The organism is Solidesulfovibrio carbinolicus, from assembly GCF_004135975.1.
Classification (GTDB): Bacteria; Desulfobacterota; Desulfovibrionia; order Desulfovibrionales; family Desulfovibrionaceae; genus Solidesulfovibrio; species Solidesulfovibrio carbinolicus.
In genome coordinates this window covers 1,487,104-1,506,715 of the sequence record NZ_CP026538.1, presented here as the reverse complement: position 1 = coordinate 1,506,715, position 19,612 = coordinate 1,487,104, and the positions used below count along the sequence as shown (strand labels likewise).

Annotated in this window: 14 protein-coding genes and 5 tRNA genes; 2 read left to right on the top strand and 17 right to left on the bottom strand. The window is 63.1% G+C overall.

What is annotated here, in order from left to right; genetic code table 11:
• Positions 1–253 precede the first annotated feature (253 nt).
• The 15 genes from rpoC to C3Y92_RS06625 all read right to left on the bottom strand — a co-directional run bounded on the left by rpoC (position 254) and on the right by C3Y92_RS06625 (position 14,085).
• The gene (rpoC, locus tag C3Y92_RS06695; protein WP_129350916.1) at positions 254–4,420 is read right to left on the bottom strand and encodes a DNA-directed RNA polymerase subunit beta'; all 4,167 of its coding nucleotides are present in this window, start codon (positions 4,418–4,420) and stop codon (positions 254–256) included.
• Between the two features lie 192 nt (positions 4,421–4,612).
• Positions 4,613–8,722, bottom strand: a complete 4,110-nt coding sequence (gene rpoB / locus C3Y92_RS06690) for a DNA-directed RNA polymerase subunit beta (protein ID WP_129350913.1) — start codon at positions 8,720–8,722, stop codon at positions 4,613–4,615.
• A gap of 224 nt (positions 8,723–8,946) precedes the next feature.
• Positions 8,947–9,336 carry a 50S ribosomal protein L7/L12 gene (gene rplL, locus C3Y92_RS06685; protein WP_006919824.1) on the bottom strand — a complete coding sequence of 130 codons (390 nt, stop codon included), beginning with the start codon at positions 9,334–9,336 and terminating at the stop codon, positions 8,947–8,949.
• A gap of 42 nt (positions 9,337–9,378) precedes the next feature.
• Positions 9,379–9,900 carry a 50S ribosomal protein L10 gene (gene rplJ / locus C3Y92_RS06680; RefSeq protein ID WP_043600792.1) on the bottom strand — a complete coding sequence of 174 codons (522 nt, stop codon included), beginning with the start codon at positions 9,898–9,900 and terminating at the stop codon, positions 9,379–9,381.
• 195 nt (positions 9,901–10,095) lie between these two features.
• Entirely contained in the window at positions 10,096–10,803 is a 708-nt protein-coding gene (gene rplA / locus C3Y92_RS06675; RefSeq protein WP_129350909.1) for a 50S ribosomal protein L1, read from the bottom strand.
• Between the two features lie 29 nt (positions 10,804–10,832).
• Positions 10,833–11,255 (bottom strand): 50S ribosomal protein L11, encoded by a 423-nt coding sequence (rplK, locus tag C3Y92_RS06670; RefSeq protein WP_129350906.1) that lies wholly within the window; start codon positions 11,253–11,255, stop codon positions 10,833–10,835.
• 30 nt (positions 11,256–11,285) lie between these two features.
• The gene (nusG, locus tag C3Y92_RS06665) at positions 11,286–11,849 is read right to left on the bottom strand and encodes a transcription termination/antitermination protein NusG (protein ID WP_129350903.1); all 564 of its coding nucleotides are present in this window, start codon (positions 11,847–11,849) and stop codon (positions 11,286–11,288) included.
• A gap of 14 nt (positions 11,850–11,863) precedes the next feature.
• A complete protein-coding gene (gene secE, locus C3Y92_RS06660; protein ID WP_015861769.1) occupies positions 11,864–12,163 on the bottom strand; it encodes a preprotein translocase subunit SecE in 300 nt (99 codons plus the stop codon).
• Between the two features lie 21 nt (positions 12,164–12,184).
• A tRNA-Trp gene (locus C3Y92_RS06655) sits at positions 12,185–12,260 on the bottom strand.
• An 18-nt stretch (positions 12,261–12,278) separates the two neighbouring features.
• On the bottom strand, positions 12,279–12,428 hold the full coding sequence (gene rpmG, locus C3Y92_RS06650) for a 50S ribosomal protein L33 (RefSeq protein ID WP_006919831.1): 150 nt from the start codon (positions 12,426–12,428) through the stop codon (positions 12,279–12,281).
• A gap of 3 nt (positions 12,429–12,431) precedes the next feature.
• A complete protein-coding gene (tuf, locus tag C3Y92_RS06645) occupies positions 12,432–13,625 on the bottom strand; it encodes an elongation factor Tu (protein ID WP_015859931.1) in 1,194 nt (397 codons plus the stop codon).
• A 50-nt stretch (positions 13,626–13,675) separates the two neighbouring features.
• A tRNA-Thr gene (locus C3Y92_RS06640) sits at positions 13,676–13,751 on the bottom strand.
• Positions 13,752–13,780: 29 nt separating this feature from the next.
• Positions 13,781–13,857 (bottom strand) — tRNA-Gly (locus C3Y92_RS06635).
• Between the two features lie 60 nt (positions 13,858–13,917).
• Positions 13,918–14,003 (bottom strand) — tRNA-Tyr (locus tag C3Y92_RS06630).
• A gap of 6 nt (positions 14,004–14,009) precedes the next feature.
• Positions 14,010–14,085, bottom strand: a tRNA-Thr gene (locus tag C3Y92_RS06625).
• A 251-nt stretch (positions 14,086–14,336) separates the two neighbouring features.
• Between C3Y92_RS06625 and ftsH the strand changes: the two genes are divergently transcribed.
• Complete coding sequence (gene ftsH / locus C3Y92_RS06620; protein ID WP_129350900.1) at positions 14,337–16,175, top strand: ATP-dependent zinc metalloprotease FtsH; 1,839 nt, start codon at positions 14,337–14,339, stop codon at positions 16,173–16,175.
• Positions 16,176–16,185: 10 nt separating this feature from the next.
• Positions 16,186–17,397 (top strand): TolB family protein, encoded by a 1,212-nt coding sequence (locus C3Y92_RS06615; RefSeq protein WP_129350897.1) that lies wholly within the window; start codon positions 16,186–16,188, stop codon positions 17,395–17,397.
• A gap of 107 nt (positions 17,398–17,504) precedes the next feature.
• On the opposite strand, the gene prmC is transcribed toward C3Y92_RS06615, so the two are convergent.
• Together prmC and prfA are read right to left on the bottom strand one after the other, a co-directional pair.
• Complete coding sequence (gene prmC / locus C3Y92_RS06610; RefSeq protein ID WP_129350894.1) at positions 17,505–18,365, bottom strand: peptide chain release factor N(5)-glutamine methyltransferase; 861 nt, start codon at positions 18,363–18,365, stop codon at positions 17,505–17,507.
• A gap of 152 nt (positions 18,366–18,517) precedes the next feature.
• Positions 18,518–19,591, bottom strand: coding sequence for a peptide chain release factor 1 (gene prfA, locus C3Y92_RS06605; protein WP_006921862.1), 1,074 nt, complete (start codon positions 19,589–19,591; stop codon positions 18,518–18,520).
• Positions 19,592–19,612 lie beyond the last annotated feature (21 nt).

Below are 19,612 nucleotides of genomic sequence, written 5' to 3'. Positions count from 1 at the left end.
AAAAGCACTGCGCGGCGTTGCCGGACAGTCCCTTTTCCAGTCCATATTTGCGCCAAACGCCCCCGTTTCGCAACAGGAAAGGTCTTGTGCTCCCAGCGGTTCGCCGCGCTATCCCGGACGATTCGTCTTGCGCCCATGCCGCCAAAGTCCCTGCGCAGGGGAACGGCCCCCTTGTCGCAGCCCTTGGCCCGGCACGACAAAAAAGGGGACCCCTTGCGGAGTCCCCCGACGTGTCGTTTGACGCCCTGGACGGCTAGTCGAGATCGATGCTGCCGACGATGGGGCTTTCTTCCAGCTCTTCCAGGAACCGGTCGGGGCGCTCGGGCTGGCGCGGCACGGCGATTTCGCTGTCCATGTAGCGACGGTAGCCGGTGCCGGCCGGGATGAGCCGGCCCACGATGACGTTTTCCTTAAGTCCCCTCAGGGAGTCGTCCTTGCCCATGAGCGAGGCTTCGGTGAGCACCTTGGTGGTCTCCTGGAAGGAGGCCGCCGAGATGAACGAATCCGTGGACAGCGAGGCCTGGGTGATACCCAGCACCAGCGGTTCGGCCATGGCGGGCTTGAGGCCCTCTTCCATGACCCGGGCGTTTTCTTCCATGAAGCGGATCTTGTCCACCTGCTCGCCAATGAGGAAGTTGGTCTCGCCGGAATCGAGGATGGAGACCTTTTTGAGCATCTGGCGCACAATGATTTCAATGTGCTTGTCGTTGATGCCCACGCCCTGGAACCGGTACACGTCCTGGATTTCGTCCACGAGGTACTTGGCCAGGAACTTCTCGCCCTTGATCTTCAGGATGTCGTGCAGTTCCGGGTAGCCTTCGGTCAGCAGTTCGCCGGCTTCCACGAAGTCGCCTTCCTGGACCGTGACGTGCTTGCCGCGCGGAATGAGGTATTCCTTGGGATCGCCGGCCTCGGGGGTGACGATGATCTTGCGCTTGCCCTTGGTTTCCGGGCCAAAGGAGACCAGACCGTCGATTTCCGAGACGACCGCCATTTCCTTGGGCTTGCGGACTTCAAACAGCTCGGCGACGCGGGGAAGACCGCCGACGATGTCCTTGGTCTTGGAGGACTCGCGGGGCTTACGGGCGATGATGTCGCCTTCGAAGACCTCCTGGCCGTCGCGCAACATGAGAATCGCGCCAACCGGCATGGAGAAGATGGCCGGGGTGTTGGTGCCGGGCCGGTATTTGGGATTGCCCCGCTCGTCCACGATGGAGACCGACGGACGGTACGAGGTGGTGCGGTATTCGATGATGGTTTGCGTGGCGCGCTTGGTGGCGTCGTCCACCTTCTCCTGGTAGGTCTTGCCTTCCACGATGTCGGTGAACTTGATCACACCGGCGACGTCGGTGACAAACGGTTCGTTGAACGGATCCCATTCGGCCAGCAACTGGTCTTTTTTCACTTCCTGGCCGGCCACGGCGTACAGTTTCGCGCCCGAGGGCAGGCTGTAGCGCTCGCGTTCGCGGCCCTGGTCATCGACCACCGACACCTGGCCGGACTTGCCCATCATGATGGTGTGGCCCTGCTGGTTGACGATGGACTTGACGCGAGACAGCACGATCCGGCCGCTGTGCTGGGCCGTCACCGACGACTGGGCGATTTCGCGCGCCGCCGTGCCGCCGATGTGGAAGGTGCGCATGGTGAGCTGGGTGCCCGGCTCGCCGATGGACTGGGCGGCGATGATGCCCACGGTCTCGCCGACGTTGACCAGGTGTCCCCGGGCCAGGTCGCGGCCGTAGCACATGGCGCACACGCCGTGCTTGGACTGGCAGGTCAGGGTCGAGCGGATCATCAGCGAGCTGAAGCCCTTGTCTTCGATGACCTGGGCGTAGTGCTCGTCAATGAGCGCGTTGGTCGGGATGATGACCTCGTCGGTGACCGGATCGTAGACGTCGAACATACAGGTCCGGCCCAGGGCGCGCTCGTGAACGCGCTGCTTGATGTCGCCGGCCTTGACGTAGTGGGTGATCTCCAGGCCATCGACAGTGCCGCAGTCGATCTCGGTGATAATGACGTCCTGGACGACGTCGACGAGACGACGGGTCAGGTAACCGGAGTTGGCGGTCTTAAGGGCCGTATCGGCCAGACCCTTTCGAGCGCCGTGGGTGGAGTTGAAGTACTGGGCGACCGACAGGCCCTCGCGGAAGTTCGAGGTGATGGGCGTCTCGATGATTTCGCCGGACGGCTTGGCCATCAGGCCGCGCATGCCGGCCAGCTGGCGCATCTGGTCCTGGTTGCCTCGCGAACCGGAGTGGATCATCATGAAGATCGGGTTGCTGGAGGTGTTCTTCTCCACCCGCCCGGAGGCTTCATCGGTGAGCGTATCCCAGGAGATCTCCTTCATCATTTCCGTGGCCACGTCGTTGGTGGCCTTGGTCCAGACGTCGACGACCTTGTTGTATTTCTCGGTACGAGTGATGATGCCTTCGCCGTACTGGATTTCGATGTCGTCCACCTCTTTCTGGGAGGCTTCCAGCAAACGGGCCTTGGTGGACGGAATGGCCAGGTCCTTGACGCCAATGGAGACGCCGGCGCGCGTCGCGTACTCGTAACCGAGGTCCTTTAAGCGGTCGCACAGGATGACCGTGGCCTTGGTGCCGGCCATGCGGTAGGTGTCGCCCACGAGCTTGCCGATGCTGCGCTTGTTGAGCACGGTGTTGACCAGCTCGAAGGGCACGCCCTCGGGCATGAGTTCGCCAACGATGATGCGGCCCGGCGTGGTTTTGACCCGCTCGCCGTTTATGCGGCAGGTGATGCGGGCGTGCAGGCTGACCACCCCGGCGTCCACGGCGCAGATGACCTCGCCGGTGTCGGCAAAGACCTTGCCCTCGCCCTGGGCGAAGCTGCGTTCGATGGTCAGATAGTACAAGCCAAGGACGATATCCTGGGACGGCACGATGATGGGCGTGCCGTTGGCCGGCGAAAGGATGTTGTTGGTGGACATCATGAGCACGCGGCATTCGATCTGGGCTTCCACGGACAGGGGCACGTGGACGGCCATCTGGTCGCCGTCGAAGTCGGCGTTGTAGGCCGAGCAGACCAGCGGATGCAGCTGGATGGCCTTGCCTTCGACCAGCGTCGGTTCAAAGGCCTGGATGCCCAGGCGGTGCAGCGTCGGGGCGCGGTTAAGAAGAATTGGGTACTCGCGCACCACGTCTTCGAGGATGTCCCAGACCACCAGCTCTTCGCGCTCGACCATCTTCTTGGCCGTCTTGATGGTGGTGGCCAGCCCCTTTTCTTCCAGCTTGGAATAGATGAAGGGCTTAAACAGCTCCAGGGCCATCTTTTTGGGCAGGCCGCACTGGTGGAGCTTGAGCCGGGGCCCGACGACGATGACCGAACGGCCGGAATAGTCGACGCGCTTGCCGAGCAAGTTCTGGCGGAAGCGGCCCTGCTTGCCCTTGATCATGTCGGACAGCGACTTGAGCGGCCGGCCGTTGGTGCCGGTGATGGCCCGACCGCGACGGCCGTTGTCAAAGAGCGCATCCACGGCTTCCTGGAGCATGCGCTTTTCGTTGCGGATGATGATGTCCGGCGCGCCAAGCTCAATGAGCCGCTTGAGGCGGTTGTTGCGGTTAATCACGCGTCGGTAGAGGTCGTTCAAATCGGAGGTAGCGAAACGGCCGCCGTCCAGGGGGACCAGGGGGCGCAGCTCAGGCGGGATGACCGGAATGACTTCCATGATCATCCACTCGGGCTTGTTGGCCGATTCGATGAAGGCCTCGACGACCTTGAGGCGCTTGATGATCTTTTTCTTTTTGGTCTGCGACTTGGTGGTCATGGACTCTTCGCGCAGCTCGGCGCGAAGGGTCAGCAGATCGATCTCCTCAAGCAGGCCGCGCACGGCTTCCGCGCCCATGCCCACGACCAGAGCGTCCTCGCCGCCGTAGTGGTCGATGACCTGGATGTACTGCTCCTCGGAAATGACCTGGAACTTGGTGAGGTTGGTGTCCTTGGGGTCGAGCACCAGATAGGAATCGAAATAGAGGACCTTTTCCAGGTCCACCATGGTCATGTCGAGCAGGGTGCCGATCTTGGACGGCAGGGTCTTCAAAAACCAGATATGGGCCACCGGGGCGGCCAGTTCGATGTGGCCCATGCGCTCGCGGCGGACCTTGGAGGCGATGACTTCGACGCCGCATTTTTCGCACACGATGCCGCGGTGCTTCATGCGCTTGTACTTCCCGCAGTTGCACTCGTAGTCTTTGACCGGTCCGAAGATCTTGGCGCAAAAAAGGCCGTCGCGCTCGGGCTTGAACGTCCGGTAGTTGATGGTCTCGGGCTTTTTGACTTCACCAAACGACCATTCCCGGATCTTTTCGGGAGAGGCGATGGATATGCGGATGGATTTGAGCGTACGGCTGGACACGGCGGTCTGGCCGATGCCGCGCATGCTGAACAATTCGTCCAGGGACATACGGTCACCTCGTATGGCGGGAGGACTTCCCCGCGGCTGCGCCGCCGAAAACCGGCGGGCTGGTTGGGACGTGAAGCTTATGTCGAAGGTCCGGGGCGTTTGGGGGCGAGCGGACCCGGGGGCGGCCCCGCGCCCGCCCGCCTTCGGGAAATCATCCCAAAGGCGGGCGGCGAAGGGGTCCCGAGTGCGCCGCTAGCGCCGCGGCGGAACCTTAGCGATCTTTTTTTCGTCCTGGATCAGGTCCACGTCCAGGCCCAGGGACATAAGTTCCTTGACCAAGACGTTGAAGGACTCGGGCAACCCGGCTTCCAGGAAATTGTCGCCCTTGACGATCTTCTCGTACATCTTGACGCGGCCGCCGACGTCGTCGGACTTGACGGTCAAGAACTCCTGCAGGAGGTACGACGCGCCGTAGGCTTCCAGAGCCCAGACTTCCATTTCACCCAGACGCTGGCCGCCGAACTGGGCCTTGCCGCCCAGCGGCTGCTGGGTGACCAGGGAGTACGGGCCGGTGGAACGGGCGTGGATCTTCTCGTCGACCAGGTGGTGGAGCTTCAAGATATACATGCAGCCCACGGTGACCGGCCGGTGGAAAGCCTCGCCGGTGCGGCCGTCGTAGAGGGTGACCTTGCCGTCCTCGGGCAGGCCGGCCAGCTTGAGCCAGCTCCACAGCTCGTCTTCGGTGGCGCCGTCAAAGACCGGGGTCTTGGCCACGATGCCGTTTTTAAGCGCCCGCAGGGCGTCACGCAGGTCGTCGTCGGACATGCCGTCGATAAGGGCCGTGGTCTCCTCGGTGTCGAAGACTTCCTTGGCCCGGTCGCGCACGCCTTCCATGGCCTTGCCGGAATCGACCAGTTCGGCCAGCTGGCGGCCCAGCTCCATGCCGGCCCAGCCCAGGTGGGTTTCCAGGATCTGGCCGATGTTCATGCGCGAAGGCACGCCCAGGGGGTTGAGCACGATGTCCACGGGACGGCCGTGGGAGAAAAAGGGCATGTCCTCGATGGGCAGGATGCAGGACACAACGCCCTTGTTGCCGTGGCGGCCGGCCATTTTATCGCCGACGTTGAGCTTGCGCTTCACGGCCACGTAGACCTTGACCATCTTGATGACGCCAGGCGGCAGATCGTCGCCCTCGGTGGTCTTCTCGCGCTTCTGGTCGTAGAGGCCCTTGATGAACTGGATGTGGCGGTCGTACTCGTCGAGGACCTCGGCCACGGCCTCGTTGGTCTCCTTGGAGGTGAACAGGCCGGACAGTTTCTTGACCGGCAGCGCCTCCAGGACCTCCTGGGTCATGGGGTGGTTGGCTTCGAGAAGCACTTCGCCTTTTTTCACGCCCTTGATGGTCTGGAACACGGTCTTGCCGGAGACCACCGGCCACAGCCGGCGACGCACGTTGGCGGCGATGGCGGCGGCGTGCTGGCCTTCCTTGGTGTCCAGGCGGGCCAGCTCGAAGTCCTCGATCTGGCGGGTGCGGTCGTCCTTCTCGCCGGAGCGGCGGTTGAACACGCGCACGTCGATGACCGTGCCCTCGATTCCGGGCGGGACCTTGAGCGAAGTGTTTTTGACGTCCCGGGCCTTGTCGCCGAAGATGGCTCGCAGGAGCTTTTCTTCGGGGGTCAGCTGGGTCTCGCCCTTGGGCGTGATCTTGCCGACCAGGATGTCGTCCGGGGCCACCCGGGCACCAATGCGGATGATGCCGCAGTCGTCGAGGTCTTTAAGCATCTCCTCGCCGACGTTGGGGATGTCGCGGGTGATTTCCTCGGGTCCAAGCTTGGTGTCGCGGGCCACGACCTCGAACTCCTCGATGTGCACCGAGGTGAAGGTGTCGTCTTTGACCGCGTTTTCGGAAATGAGGATGGAGTCTTCGTAGTTGTAGCCGCACCAGGGCATGAACGCGACCAGCAGGTTCTTGCCCAGGGCCAGTTCGCCGTCGCGGATGCCCGGGCCGTCGGCCAGGACGTCGCCCTTGACCACCCGCTGCCCGACCAGCACGCGCGGCACCTGGCCGAAGCAGGTGTTCTGGTTGGACTTGTGGTGCTTGAGCAGTTCGTAGGTCTTGGCCGAACCGGTGTCCGTGCCCACGGCCGGATCGTCGTAGCACACAATGATGCGCTCGGCGTCGGCGTAGTGGACGAAGCCCTCGCCCTCGGCCAGGATGCAGGAGCCGGAATCCTTGGCCACCGCGCCTTCCATGCCGGTGCCGACGAGCGGCTGCTCGCAGCGCAAAAGCGGCACGGCCTGGCGCTGCATGTTCGAACCCATGAGCGCGCGGTTGGCGTCGTCATGTTCAAGGAACGGAATGAGCGCGGCCGAGACGGACACGATTTGGCTGGGCGAAATGTCCATCAGGGTGACCTGCTCGCGCGGGATCACCACCTGGTCGCCGCGAATGCGCGCGCCGACCATGGGATTGATAAACGCCTTGTTCTCGTCCAAGGGCGCGTTGGCGCCGGCGATGACCTCGTCGATTTCGCGGGTGGCGTCGAGGTAGATGGTCTCGCCGGTGAGCTGGCCGTCCTTGACAACCTTATAGGGCGTCTCGATAAAGCCGAAGTCATTGACCTTGGAGTGGGTGGTCAGGGACACGATGAGGCCGATGTTTGGGCCTTCCGGCGTTTCGATGGGGCAGATGCGGCCGTAGTGCGAGGTGTGGACGTCGCGGACCTCGAAGCCGGCGCGCTCGCGGGTCAGACCGCCCGGTCCAAGGGCCGACAGGCGGCGCTTGTGGGTGACTTCCGAAAGCGGGTTGGTCTGGTCCATGAACTGCGACAGCTGGGAGGTGCCGAAGAATTCCTTGAGGACCGCGGCCACGGGCTTGGGATTGATGAGGTCGTGGGGCATGAGCGTGGCCACTTCCTGCAGGCTCATGCGCTCCTTGATGGCCCGCTCCATGCGCACAAGGCCGATGCGGTACTGGTTCTCGACCAGCTCGCCCACGGGACGCACCCGGCGGTTGCCCAGGTGGTCGATGTCGTCGGCCGGACCGTGGGAGTCCTTGAGGAAGGTCAGGTGCTTGACGGCTTTTAAGATGTCGTCGTTGGCCAGGGTGCGGAAATCCAGCGGCTGATCGACTTTGAGCCGGGCGTTGATCTTGTAGCGGCCGACCGGAGAGAGGTCGTAGTAGTCCGGATTGCGGAACAGGTTCTCGAAGAAGTTGGCCGCGATTTCCGGGGTCGGCGGCGAGGACGGACGCAGGCGGCGGTAGATTTCCACCTGGGCCGTGATGGTGTCGATGGTCTTGTCCAGGGCCAACGTGTCGCGGATGGAGGACGAGGTGTCCACGCCACGGGTGTGCAGCAGAGGCAGATCGACGACGCCGGCGTCCTTGAGCTTTTCGATGAGGTCGGCGGTCAGTTCGTCGCCGGCCTCGGCCATCACTTCGCCGGTGGCCGGATCGGACTGGTCCTCGGCCAAAAACAGGCCAAGCAGCGTGGCCGGATCGACCTCGACCTTCTCAATGCCGGCTTCCAGCATGAGCCGCCAGGCCCGCTTGGTGATGGGCTTGTCCACGGCGACGATGACCTTGCCCTCGCTGTCGCGGATCTCCGAATAGGCCTTTTCCTTGCGGTAGAAATCGGGCTGCACCTGGCGGTAGACATGGTGCGGCTCGAAGGTGAAGTGCTCGACTTCGTAGAAATAGCGCAGGATGTCGCCGCGCGACATGCCCATGGCCTTGAACAGGATGGTGGCGGGCATCTTGCGACGGCGGTCGATGCGCACGTACAGGATGTCCTTGTGGTCGTAGTCGAAATCGAGCCAGGAGCCGCGCATGGGGATGATGCGGCAGGAATAGAGGACCTTGCGGCTGGTGTGGCTTTTACCGGAGTCGTGCTCGAAGATAATGCCCGGGGAGCGCTGGAGCTGGTTGACGATGACGCGCTCGGTGCCGTTGATGATAAACGTGCCTTTCTCGGTCATAAGCGGCACGGTGCCGAAATAGATGATCTGTTCCTTGATGTCGCGGATGGTGCGGTTTTCCGTCTCTTCATCCACGTCATACACGACCAGGCGGACCTTGATGCGCAGGGGCGCCTCGAAGGTCAGGCCTTTGGCGATGCACTCGGGCACGTCGTATTTCGGCTCGCCGATTTCGTAGCTGACGTATTCCAACGAGGCAGTTTTATTAAAATCCTCGATGGGAAAGACCGAACGGAAGACGCCTTCAAGTCCCGCGTCCTCCCGGCTGGTGGGAGGAATATCTTTTTGCAGAAAGAGCTCGTAGGAGTCGATCTGCAGATTGAGCAGATGGGGAATGGTCAGCGTTTTGACGATCTTGCCGAAATTTTTGGTCAGCTGGGCCATTGTGTCCTCTGTTGCAGGGCTACGACGTTGGAAAGATGCGTGGCGTGCGGAACGCCTGTCATTGGCCTTGCGGAGCGCGCGTCGCGCCTGGTTTGTCCCTGAACCTCGGGTCTACCCCACCGAGGGGGAAGCGGAAAGCGAAAAATCACAAAAAGGGAAAAAGAGCGCCCCGCCCCTCGCGGAGGGGGCGCTCTTTGTAGTCACAAGCGGCCGAAAACGGCAAGCTACTTGATTTCGCAGGTGGCTCCGGACTCTTCGAGCTGCTTCTTGGCGTCCTCGGCTTCGGCCTTAGAGACGGCTTCCTTGATGGAGGAAGGCAGCTCGTCGACCTTGGCCTTGGCTTCCTTGAGGCCCAGACCGGTCAGGGCGCGCACGACCTTGATGACGGCGATCTTGTTGCCGCCGGCGTTGGTCAGGATGACGTCGAACTCGGTCTTCTCTTCCTCGGCCGGAGCGGCCTCGCCAGCAGCCGGAGCGGCCATCATCATGCCCATGGCCGGGGCAGCGGCGGAAACGCCGAACTTTTCTTCGAGCTCCTTGATGAACTGAGAGAGCTCAAGGACGGTCATATTGGCAATGAAATCGACAACTTGCTCTTTGGTGATCTCGGACATGGAATGTTCCTCCTAAAAGGTTCGCTTTGGCGGAAGCAGGCTTTAGGCCGCTTCCTTTTTTTCCTTGATGGCCGTAAGGGCGTACAGCGCGCCGCGAATGACGTTCGCGAACAGGCTGACGAAGTTCGTGGGCACGGCGTTCATGGTGCCAAGGGTCATGGCAAGGAGTTCGGGCTTGCTCGGCAGCTTGGAGAGCTCGGCGACGCCGGCGGCGTCGATGATCTTTCCGGAGAGACAGGCGAGCTTGACAGAGAACTTCTTGCTGGTCTTGGCGTAATCCACAAGGACCTTGGCGGCGACGACGGGGTCTTCGTACCCGAAGGCGATGCCGTTGTTCTCGATGAGATGGTCCTTGAGGGCGTCATGGACGCCATTTTTCACCGCCAGCCGGGCCAGGGTGTTTTTCACGACCTGATAGTCGATCCCTGCGGCGCGGAGCTTGCTGCGCAGTTCCGTCAGCTCCTCCACCGTCATGCCACGAAAGTCGGTGACCACCACGATGCCGGCCCGGTCCGCCCTTGCGCGCAGTTTTTCGATAATCTCGTTTTTTTGCGCACGTTGCACGGTACCTACCTCCACATGCGGGTTGGCGGGCCTTCAAGTGAGCCAAAGCGGGGTCTCGGCGGGAAATTAAGGGGAACGTCCCCACCCGCTGTCTTTGACTCGCCTTCGATGCCCTGTTGTATATCGAAAAATCGTCCCGGCCAGAGGACGCACCTCTGGCACGGGACGGATCATGCGTTATCGGATCGGAAGCGGTTAGCCCTCAAGCAGCTTGCGCACCGACTGGGTGTCCACCTTGATGCCGGGACCCATGGTGGTGGCCAGGGCCATGGCCTGGAGATAGGTGCCCTTGGCGGCCGAGGGCTTCAGGCGCATGACGGCGTCGATGACGGCGCGGAAGTTGTCGAGCAGCTTCTCGGGGCCAAAGGAGCGCTTGCCCAGGGGCACGTGCAGCACGCCGGCCTTGTCGACCTTGAACTCGACCTTGCCGGCCTTGAGTTCGGCCACGGCCTTGCCGATGTCAAAGGAGACGGTGCCGGTCTTGGCGTTGGGCATGAGGCCGCGGGGGCCGAGGATCTTACCGATCTTGCCCACGGAAGCCATCATGTCCGGGGTGGCCACGGCACTGTCGAAGTCCAGGAAGCCGCCCTTCACCTTTTCGATGAGGTCGTCGCCGCCGACGAAATCGGCTCCGGCTTCGCGGGCTTCGGTTTCCTTGTCGCCCTTGCAGAAAGCGGCCACGCGGATGGTCTTGCCCAGGCCGTGGGGCAGCGAAACCGCGCCGCGCACCATCTGGTCGGAGTACTTGGGGTTGACGCCGAGGTTGAGCGCCACGTCGACGGTTTCGTCGAACTTGGCCTTGCCCGTCTGAACGGTCAGGGCCATGGCTTCGCTCACTTCATATTTCGCCGTGAGGTCGATATCCTTGATCGCCTCGCGATAATTCTTCCCGTGCTTGGCCATTGCGGAAATTCCTTTTGCGGTCGTGCCGGTTAGACGATCTCAATGCCCATGCTGCGGGCGGTGCCGGAGATGGTGCGGCAAGCGGCTTCCAGATCCTTGGCCGTCATGTCCACCATCTTGAGCTTGGCGATCTCTTCGATCTGCGCGGCGGTGACCTTTCCGACCTTGTTCTTGTTCGGCTCTCCCGAACCCTTGTCGACCTTGGCGGCCTTGACCAGAAGCACGGACGCCGGCGGAGTCTTGGTGATGAAGGTGAAGGAGCGGTCGGCGTAGATGGTGATGAGCGCCGGGATGATGGTGCCCTTCTGCTCCATCGTCTTGGCGTTGAACGCCTTGCAGAACTCCATGATGTTGACGCCATGCTGGCCCAGGGCCGGACCGACCGGCGGAGACGGGTTGGCCGAACCGGCGGGGAGCTGCAGCTTGACTTTGGCGGTGATCTTCTTGGCCATTGCGATTATCCTTACAAAAAGGGCCAGGCCCTAATTTTTGCTTACCTGCACGAAATCGAGTTCCACCGGGGTCTGGCGGCCGAAGATGGATACCGACACGCGAAGCTTGCCCTTGTCGTAGTTGACGTCCTCGACAACGCCGTTGAAGCCGCCGAAGGGACCGTCGATGACCCGGACCTCGTCGCCCCGCTCAAAGTGGTACTTGGGCCGGGGTTGCTCCTGACGGCTGACCATCAGGCTGAGGATCTTCTGGGCCTCGCTGTCGCGCATGGGGGTCGGCTGGTTCTTGCCCCCGATAAAGCCGGTCACCCGCGGAATGGACTGGACCAAGTGCCAGGAATTGTCGTCCATGGCCATCTTGACCATGACATAGCCGGGATAGAACTTGCGCGTGGACGTTTTTTTCTCGCCCTTGACCAGTTCGATGATCTTCTCGGTCGGGACGACCACTTCCTTGATGCTTCCGCCGTCCTGGCCGGTGCGCATCATTTCCCGCAGCGTCTGCTCCACCCGGTTCTCGAAGCCCGAGTAGGTGTGGACGATATACCAGCGAGCGTTGGATTGCTCGTCGACGACGCCGTCGTTTTCAGCCATGATAGTGGTGTCCGTTACGAAAGGATGAGCGCGACGAGCCGGGAAAGGGCCATATCGACGACGCCCAGGTAGATGGCCATGACGACGCTGAAAACCAGGACCGCGATCCCGGTCTTCACCGTTTCTTCGCGGGTGGGCCAAGTGACCTTGCGCAGCTCGCCCTTGGCCTGTTCGAAGAATTCCTTGGCCTGATCAACGCGGCCGGTCAGGGAAACCCCGTCCTTGCCGGCCTCTTCCCGGACCTTGCCGGAAGAGGCCTTGGCCTTGGCGGGCTTTTCCGCGCCGTCGGCCGCCTGGGTCTTGTCTTTGGCCATGACCTACGCCTTGCTTGAAAATGGCAGGGCAGGAGGGATTCGAACCCCCAGCCCTCGGATTTGGAGTCCGATGCTCTACCGTTAGAGCTACTGCCCTGCGTTTAACGACCGGAACCTACTTCGTTTCCTTGTGGACCGTGTGCTTACGGTCGAAAGGACAATACTTCTTCAGTTCCATACGGCCGGTCGTGTTCTTCTTGTTCTTTTCCGTGGCGTAGTTTTTGCGCTTGCACTCGGTGCACTGCAGCTGGACGTTGATCCGCATCGCTTACTCCACGATCTCGGAAACGACGCCCGCGCCAACGGTACGTCCGCCTTCGCGGATAGCGAAGCGCAGGCCTTTTTCCATGGCGATGGGGGCGATCAGTTCCACGTTAAAGGTGGCGTTGTCGCCCGGCATGACCATTTCCACGCCCTCGTTCAGGGTAACCACACCGGTGATGTCCGTGGTGCGGAAGTAGAACTGGGGACGATAGCCGGTGAAGAACGGGGTATGGCGGCCGCCTTCTTCCTTGTTCAGGACGTAGACTTCGGCCTTGAACTTGCGGTGCGGCGTGATGGAGCCGGGCTTGGCCAGAACCTGGCCGCGCTCGACGTCGTCGCGCTTGATGCCGCGCAGGAGCACGCCGACGTTGTCGCCAGCCTGGCCCTGATCGAGAATCTTGCGGAACATCTCGACGCCGGTGCAGGTCGTCTTGACCGTGTCCTTGATGCCGATGATGGCCACTTCGTCGCCCACGGTGACGATGCCGCGCTCGACACGGCCGGTCACGACGGTGCCGCGGCCGGAGATGGAGAACACGTCTTCGATGGGCATGAGGAACGGCTTGTCGATGTCGCGCTTGGGCTCGGGGATAAACGAGTCGCAGGCGTCGAGCAGCTCGAAGATGGGCGCGGCCTCGGGGCTGTTCACGTCGGCGGCTTCCAGGGCCTTGAGGGCCGAACCCTTGATGACCGGGATGTCGTCGCCAGGGAAGCCGTACTTGGAGAGCAGCTCGCGCACTTCCAGCTCGACCAGCTCAAGAAGTTCGGGGTCGTCAACGAGATCGACCTTGTTCATGAATACCACCAGCTGGGGCACGCCGACCTGACGGGCGAGCAGGATGTGCTCCCGGGTCTGGGGCATGGGGCCGTCGGTGGCGGCGACGACGAGAATGCCGCCGTCCATCTGGGCCGCGCCGGTGATCATGTTCTTGATGTAGTCGGCGTGACCGGGGCAGTCGACGTGGGCGTAGTGGCGCTTGTCGGTCTGGTATTCGACGTGGGCCGTGGCGATGGTGATGCCGCGCTCTTTTTCTTCGGGAGCCTTGTCGATCTGGTCAAAGGGAATGTACTCGCCATTGCCCTTGAGGCTGGCCAGGCGCGTGATGGCGGCGGTCAGCGTGGTCTTGCCGTGGTCGATGTGACCGATGGTGCCGATATTGACGTGCGGCTTGTTGCGTTCAAATTTCGCCTTGCCCATGTCATCCCCCTGCAGCTGGTGCTCTTCAGGATTTTTAGTGGTCGTAGATATGGAGCCCACGGCCGGATTCGAACCGGCGACCTCTTCCTTACCAAGGAAGTGCTCTGCCGACTGAGCTACGTGGGCTTCGTCAAGCGGTAGGACACGGGCGGCTTTGGAGCGGGAAACGAGACTCGAACTCGCAACCCTCAGCTTGGAAGGCTGATGCTCTAGCCAATTGAGCTATTCCCGCGTATGTCACATGTAGTTCATGCGACAGGCTCTACCTGTCTCCTACTGCATTCGCGCTATATGGTGGAGGGGGGAGGATTTGAACCTCCGAAGGCATACGCCGACAGATTTACAGTCTGTTCCCTTTGGCCACTCGGGAACCCCTCCGAACCTTGGAGCTGGCGATGGGACTCGAACCCGCAACCTGCTGATTACAAATCAGCTGCTCTGCCAGTTGAGCTACGCCAGCTAACCGAGAAGCGGGTAACTAGCGAAACTCGTCGTTGCGGTCAAGCCTTTTTTTGTCACCAGATCGCCGCGTTTGGTTTCACCCAGACGCGAAGCAGAGTTATTAGACCCAACCCGGAACCTTGGCAAGGCTTTTTTTGCATTTCCCACATTTTCTTTTTCCTCCCTCAGGCCAACGTTGTCACAAGCCCCCTCCTCCCCTATATTCGGACCAAATACCGCCCCTTCTCACCTCTCACCTTCGAGCGCCTTATGAAAAATATGGAAAAACACCATCGCTTCTCCCTGTGGTACGTGCTCATCGCCATCTGGGGCGTGCTGCTGCTCAACAACCTCATCGTCACCAACTACGGCCCCAAGAATCTGCCCTACTCCGAATTCCTCACTCGCCTGCAAGCAGGCGACATCACAGAAGTTTCCATCACCGGCGATGTCATTGCCGGGGCCATGAAGGCCACGGGCAAGGATGGCGAACCCGACGCCACCCAGGAGTTCGTCACCCGGCGGGTGGACCCCAACCTGTCCACCGAACTGGCCAAGCACAACGTGGTCTTCCGGGCCCAGCCCGAATCCACCTTTCTGCGCGACATCCTGTCCTGGATCGTGCCCATCCTGCTCTTTTTCGGCATCTGGTATTTCATGATGCAGCGCCTCAATCCCGGCCAGGGCGTCATGGCCTTTGGCAAGAACAAAGCCCGGGTCTACGCCGAAAAGGACATCGAGACCCGGTTTACCGACGTGGCCGGCTGCGACGAGGCCAAGACCGAGCTTGAAGAGATCGTCGATTACCTGAAAACCCCGGAGCGCTTCCAGCGCCTGGGCGGCCAGATGCCCAAGGGCGTGCTGCTGGTCGGCCCGCCGGGCACGGGCAAGACGCTGCTGGCCCGGGCCGTGGCCGGCGAGGCGCAGGTCCCGTTTTTTTCCATCTCCGGCTCGGAATTCGTGGAGATGTTCGTGGGCGTGGGCGCGGCCCGGGTGCGTGAGCTCTTTGTCCAGGCCAAGGAAAAGGCCCCGTGCATTATCTTCATCGACGAACTCGACGCCATCGGCAAATCCCGCTCCGGAGCCATCGTCGGCGGCCATGACGAGCGCGAGCAGACCCTCAACCAGCTCCTTGTCGAGATGGACGGCTTCGATCCCCGGGTTGGGGTCATCATCATGGCCGCCACCAACCGGCCCGAGACCCTGGACCCGGCTTTGCTGCGGGCCGGACGCTTCGACCGGCAGGTGCTGGTGGACCGGCCGGACGTCATCGGCCGGGAGCAGATTTTGCGCGTCCACGCCAAAAAAGTGGCCCTGGCCCCGGAGGTCGATCTTTCCATCATCGCCCGCAAGACCCCGGGCTTTTCCGGGGCCGATCTGGCCAACGCCATCAACGAGGCCGCCCTGCTCGCCGCCCGCAAGGACAAAGACGCCGTGGGCATGGATGACCTGGAAGAAGCCGTGGACCGTATCATGGGCGGCCTGGAAAAGAAAAACCGGGTGATCAATCCCCAGGAAAAAAAGGTGGTGGCCTACCATGAGGCCGGCCACGCCATCGTGGCCACCTTCACGCCCGGGGCCGACGCGGTCCATAAAATCTCCATCGTGCCCCGCGGCATTGGGGCCCTGGGCTGGACCCAGCAGCTGCCCACCGAGGACCGCTATCTCATGACCCAGACCGAGCTGCTCGGCAAAATCGACGTGCTGCTCGGCGGGCGGGCGGCCGAACGGCTGGTCTTTGGCGACGTGTCCACGGGCGCGCACAACGACCTGCAACGGGCAACCGACATCGCCATGGCCATGGTCACCGAGTACGGCATGGGCCAGACCCTGGGCCAGGCCACCTACCCGCGCCAGAACCGGCCGGTGTTTCTCTCGGCCGACCAGAGCGGCCTGGCCGGGCGGGAATATTCCGAAGCCACGGCGGCCCGGGTGGACGCCGAGGTCAAAACCATCCTGGAAACCGCCTACGAGCGGGTGACGGCACTCCTCACCGGCCACATGGCCGTGCTCGACCGGGTGGCCGGCGAATTGTTGGAGCGCGAGGTGCTCGACGAAACCGAGTTCAAGGCGCTGTTGGGGGACACGCCCCCCACTGCCGCCGCTTAGGAGTCCTGTCATGACTGTCCCGCGTTCGATGTGCGCGGCATTGCTGGCCGCTTTGCTCCTCGTGCCGGCCCTGGGCCTGACCCAGTCGCTTCACGTCAACGGCGATCCGTACATGACCGTGACCGACGCCGCACAAGCGCGTCTCGCGGACGGGCGGAAACAGCGCGCGCCGGCCCTGGCCGTCGGCGACCCGGTCTTTGTGCTGGAGGTCAAGGACGGCTGGGCGACGGTGGCCCGGCCCGATCCCCGACAGCCGAATTTCCCGGGCCGCCTGTACCGCCTGCCTCTGGCGGCCCTGGCCGCGCAGCCCGGCAAAACCCAGGCGCACCGTCCGACCTGGGCCCCGGCCCCGGGCGACCCGGCCCTGGCCGAGCGGGACATCGTAGCTTACGAGGACGAGCCGTGGATCATGGTGCGCGAAGGCGCGGCCAAGCCCCGGCGCGTGGCCAAGGGCGCCTGGCCGGCCGTATCGGCCGACGGGACGCTTTTGGCGTTTTGGCCGGAGGCGGAAGGCGGCGTGACCGTGGTCGATCTGACGGGCAAGGCCCAGCCCCGTCGTTTTCCGACCACGCCGCAGGCCGTGCGCGAAATCCATTTTTCGCCCCAGGGCCTGGTGCTGGCCTGGCGTGTCGATGACCGCCGCGTCCTTGGAAACCCGCGTGACCGCATCGAGAGCGTGGACCTCGCCGCGCCCGACGCCCAACCGGCCGTTGTCGTTCCCTGGTTGCCCGTCACCACGTCGTTGAACGGATTCGGCGTCGACGGCAAGACGTTGGCGTTTTTCGTCTGGGAAAACGAGGCCAACCAGTTGCGCCTGATTGATGCGCACGGCCGTGTGCTGCGCCAGACGCCGGTTTCGGCCTTTCTCGACCCGACTCTTGATTCCAGCGGCGACACGTATCTGCCCAGTCCGACAAGCGACACGCTGGTGCTGGCCGCAAGCGACGTCAACCCCTCGCCGGCCATGGAGCGCTGGCTCAATGACTCCGGCAGCGCACTGTTTCTGTGCGACCTGGGCAGCGGCACGAGCTATCGCCTCACGCCCCGGGAGCTTGTCGCCGTCTCCCCGACCTGGACGCCGGACGGCCGACGCATCTATTTCGCGGGCCTGCCGGAAAAGCCCGCCAACGGGCCGCACCGGCTCTACCGCATGAACGCGGACGGCACGGGACTGACGGAATTGGGGAAGGGATTCAGACCGAGCGTGGGGACGCGGCCGTAAGGGCGCGGCCCTGGCCGCGCCGCGCTTGACCATGGCCGGGCGAAGCGGGCGCTGCGCGGCCGCTAGCCACAAAATTCGGGGGCTAGGCCGGGGCAAACGGGCCGGTTTTACGGCTTTCGCCCTTCAACTACCCGTTCCAGCCCGGCCAGATCGCGGCGCACGACGACGTCGGCAAAGCCGGCCTCGGCCAGGATGGCGGCGGCGTCCGGCCCTTGCTTCCAGCCGATCTCCACCAACAACACACCCCCTGGGGCCAACCGCGAAATCGCGGCCCGGGCCACCGTGGGCACGGCCTCAAGGCCCGTTTCGCCCGGGGTCAGGGCGCTTGACGGCTCAAACTCCCGCACCTCGCGGGAACACTCCCGGTATTCGGCGGCGCTGACATAGGGCGGGTTGGACACGACCAGCCCGTAGCCGCCGTCATGGGCCGGCAAGTCGGCGAAATCGGCTTCAAAAAACGTCAGGCGCTGGGCCACCTGGTGCCGGGCGGCGTTTTGCCGGGCCACGGCCAAAGCCTCGGGACGCAGGTCCAGGGCCAGGCCGGTTGCGCCGGGGAATCGCACGGCCAGGGTCACGGCCAGACAGCCCGAGCCGGTTCCCAGGTCAGCAAACGACGTCAACTCGCCGGCCGGAAACAGTTCCAGGGTTCTGTCGATGATGAGTTCCGTTTCCGGGCGCGGGATCAGCGTGGCCGGGGTGACGGCGAAGTCGAGGCCGTAGAATTCGCGTTCGCCCAGGATGTAGGCGACGGGCTCGCCCTTGCCCCGGCGGGCGACCAGGGGACGCACGAGGTCGAGTTCTTCCGGGGTCAGGGGCCGGTCCATGGCGAGAATCAGGCCCAGCCGGTCCAGGCCCAGGGCCTGGGACAACAGGAGCTGGGCCGAAAGCCGGGGACTGTCCAGGCCCCGGCCCTCGAAAAAGGCTTCGCTCTTGGCCAGGATCTCGCGAACCGTGGGCGCTTTTGCCATTTCTTCCCTCCAATGCGCTGGGGCGCGCCGTCCCGGACCGGTACTCCCGGTCCGGGACGGCGCGCCCCAGAATACACGGCAACGCCCCCAACTCCCCAGGTGGGGTTTCCAAAGGGGCTCAGCCCCTTTGGCCGCCGGAGGCACTCTTCACTCTAGGCCGCGTCGGCCTGAGCCTTCAGCGCCTCGGCTTGGTAGTGGCCGATGAGCGCGCCGCACAGTTCGTCGAGGTCGCCTTCGAGAACGGCGTCGAGGCGGTAGAGCGTCAGGTTGATGCGGTGATCGGTGACACGGCCCTGGGGAAAGTTGTAGGTGCGGATGCGCTCGGAGCGGTCGCCGGTGCCGACCTGGGAGCGGCGGGCGGCTTCCTGTTCGGCCCGTTGCTTGTCCTGTTCGATCTGCAGCAAACGGGACCGCAGGACCTTAAGCGCCTTGGCTTTGTTTTTGTGCTGGGACTTTTCGTCCTGGCAGATGACCACCAGCCCGGAGGGGATGTGGGTAACGCGCACGGCCGAGTCGGTGGTGTTGACGCTCTGGCCGCCGGGGCCGCTGGAGCGGTAGACGTCGATGCGCAGTTCGTTGGGATCGATGGCCACGTCGACTTCCTCGGCTTCGGGCATGATGGCCACGGTGACGGCCGAGGTGTGGATGCGGCCCTGGGACTCGGTGGCCGGCACGCGCTGGACGCGGTGGGCGCCGGATTCGTACTTGAGGCGGCTGTAGACCTTGTCGCCGGAGATGGAGGCGATGACTTCCTTGAAGCCCCCGGAGCCGGTTTCGGACTGGCTCATGATCTCGACCTTCCAGCGCTTGGTTTCGGCGTAGCGGGTATACATGCGGAACAGGTCGCCGGCGAAAAGCGCGGCTTCGTCGCCGCCGGTGCCGGCCCGGATTTCCAGCAGGATGTTTTTTTCATCCATGGGATCCTTGGGCAAAAGCAGCACCTTGAGCCGGGCTTCCAGTTCGACCTGGGCTTCCTTGAGGGCCTTGGTCTCGGCCTGGGCCAGTTCGCGGATCTCGGGATCGGGGTCCTGGGCCATTTCCTGGTTGTCTTCCAGGTCCTGGGCGATCTTTTTGTATTCCCGGAAAGCGGCCACCACATCGCTGAGGTCGGAGTGGGTCTTGGACAGCTTACGGAAGCGCTCCTGGTCGGAGACGACGTCGGGCGCGGACAGTTGGCGTTCCAGGTCCTCGTACTTGCGTTCGAGGCTTTCGAGCTTGGCGAACATGGGGCTTCTCCGGGGCGGGGC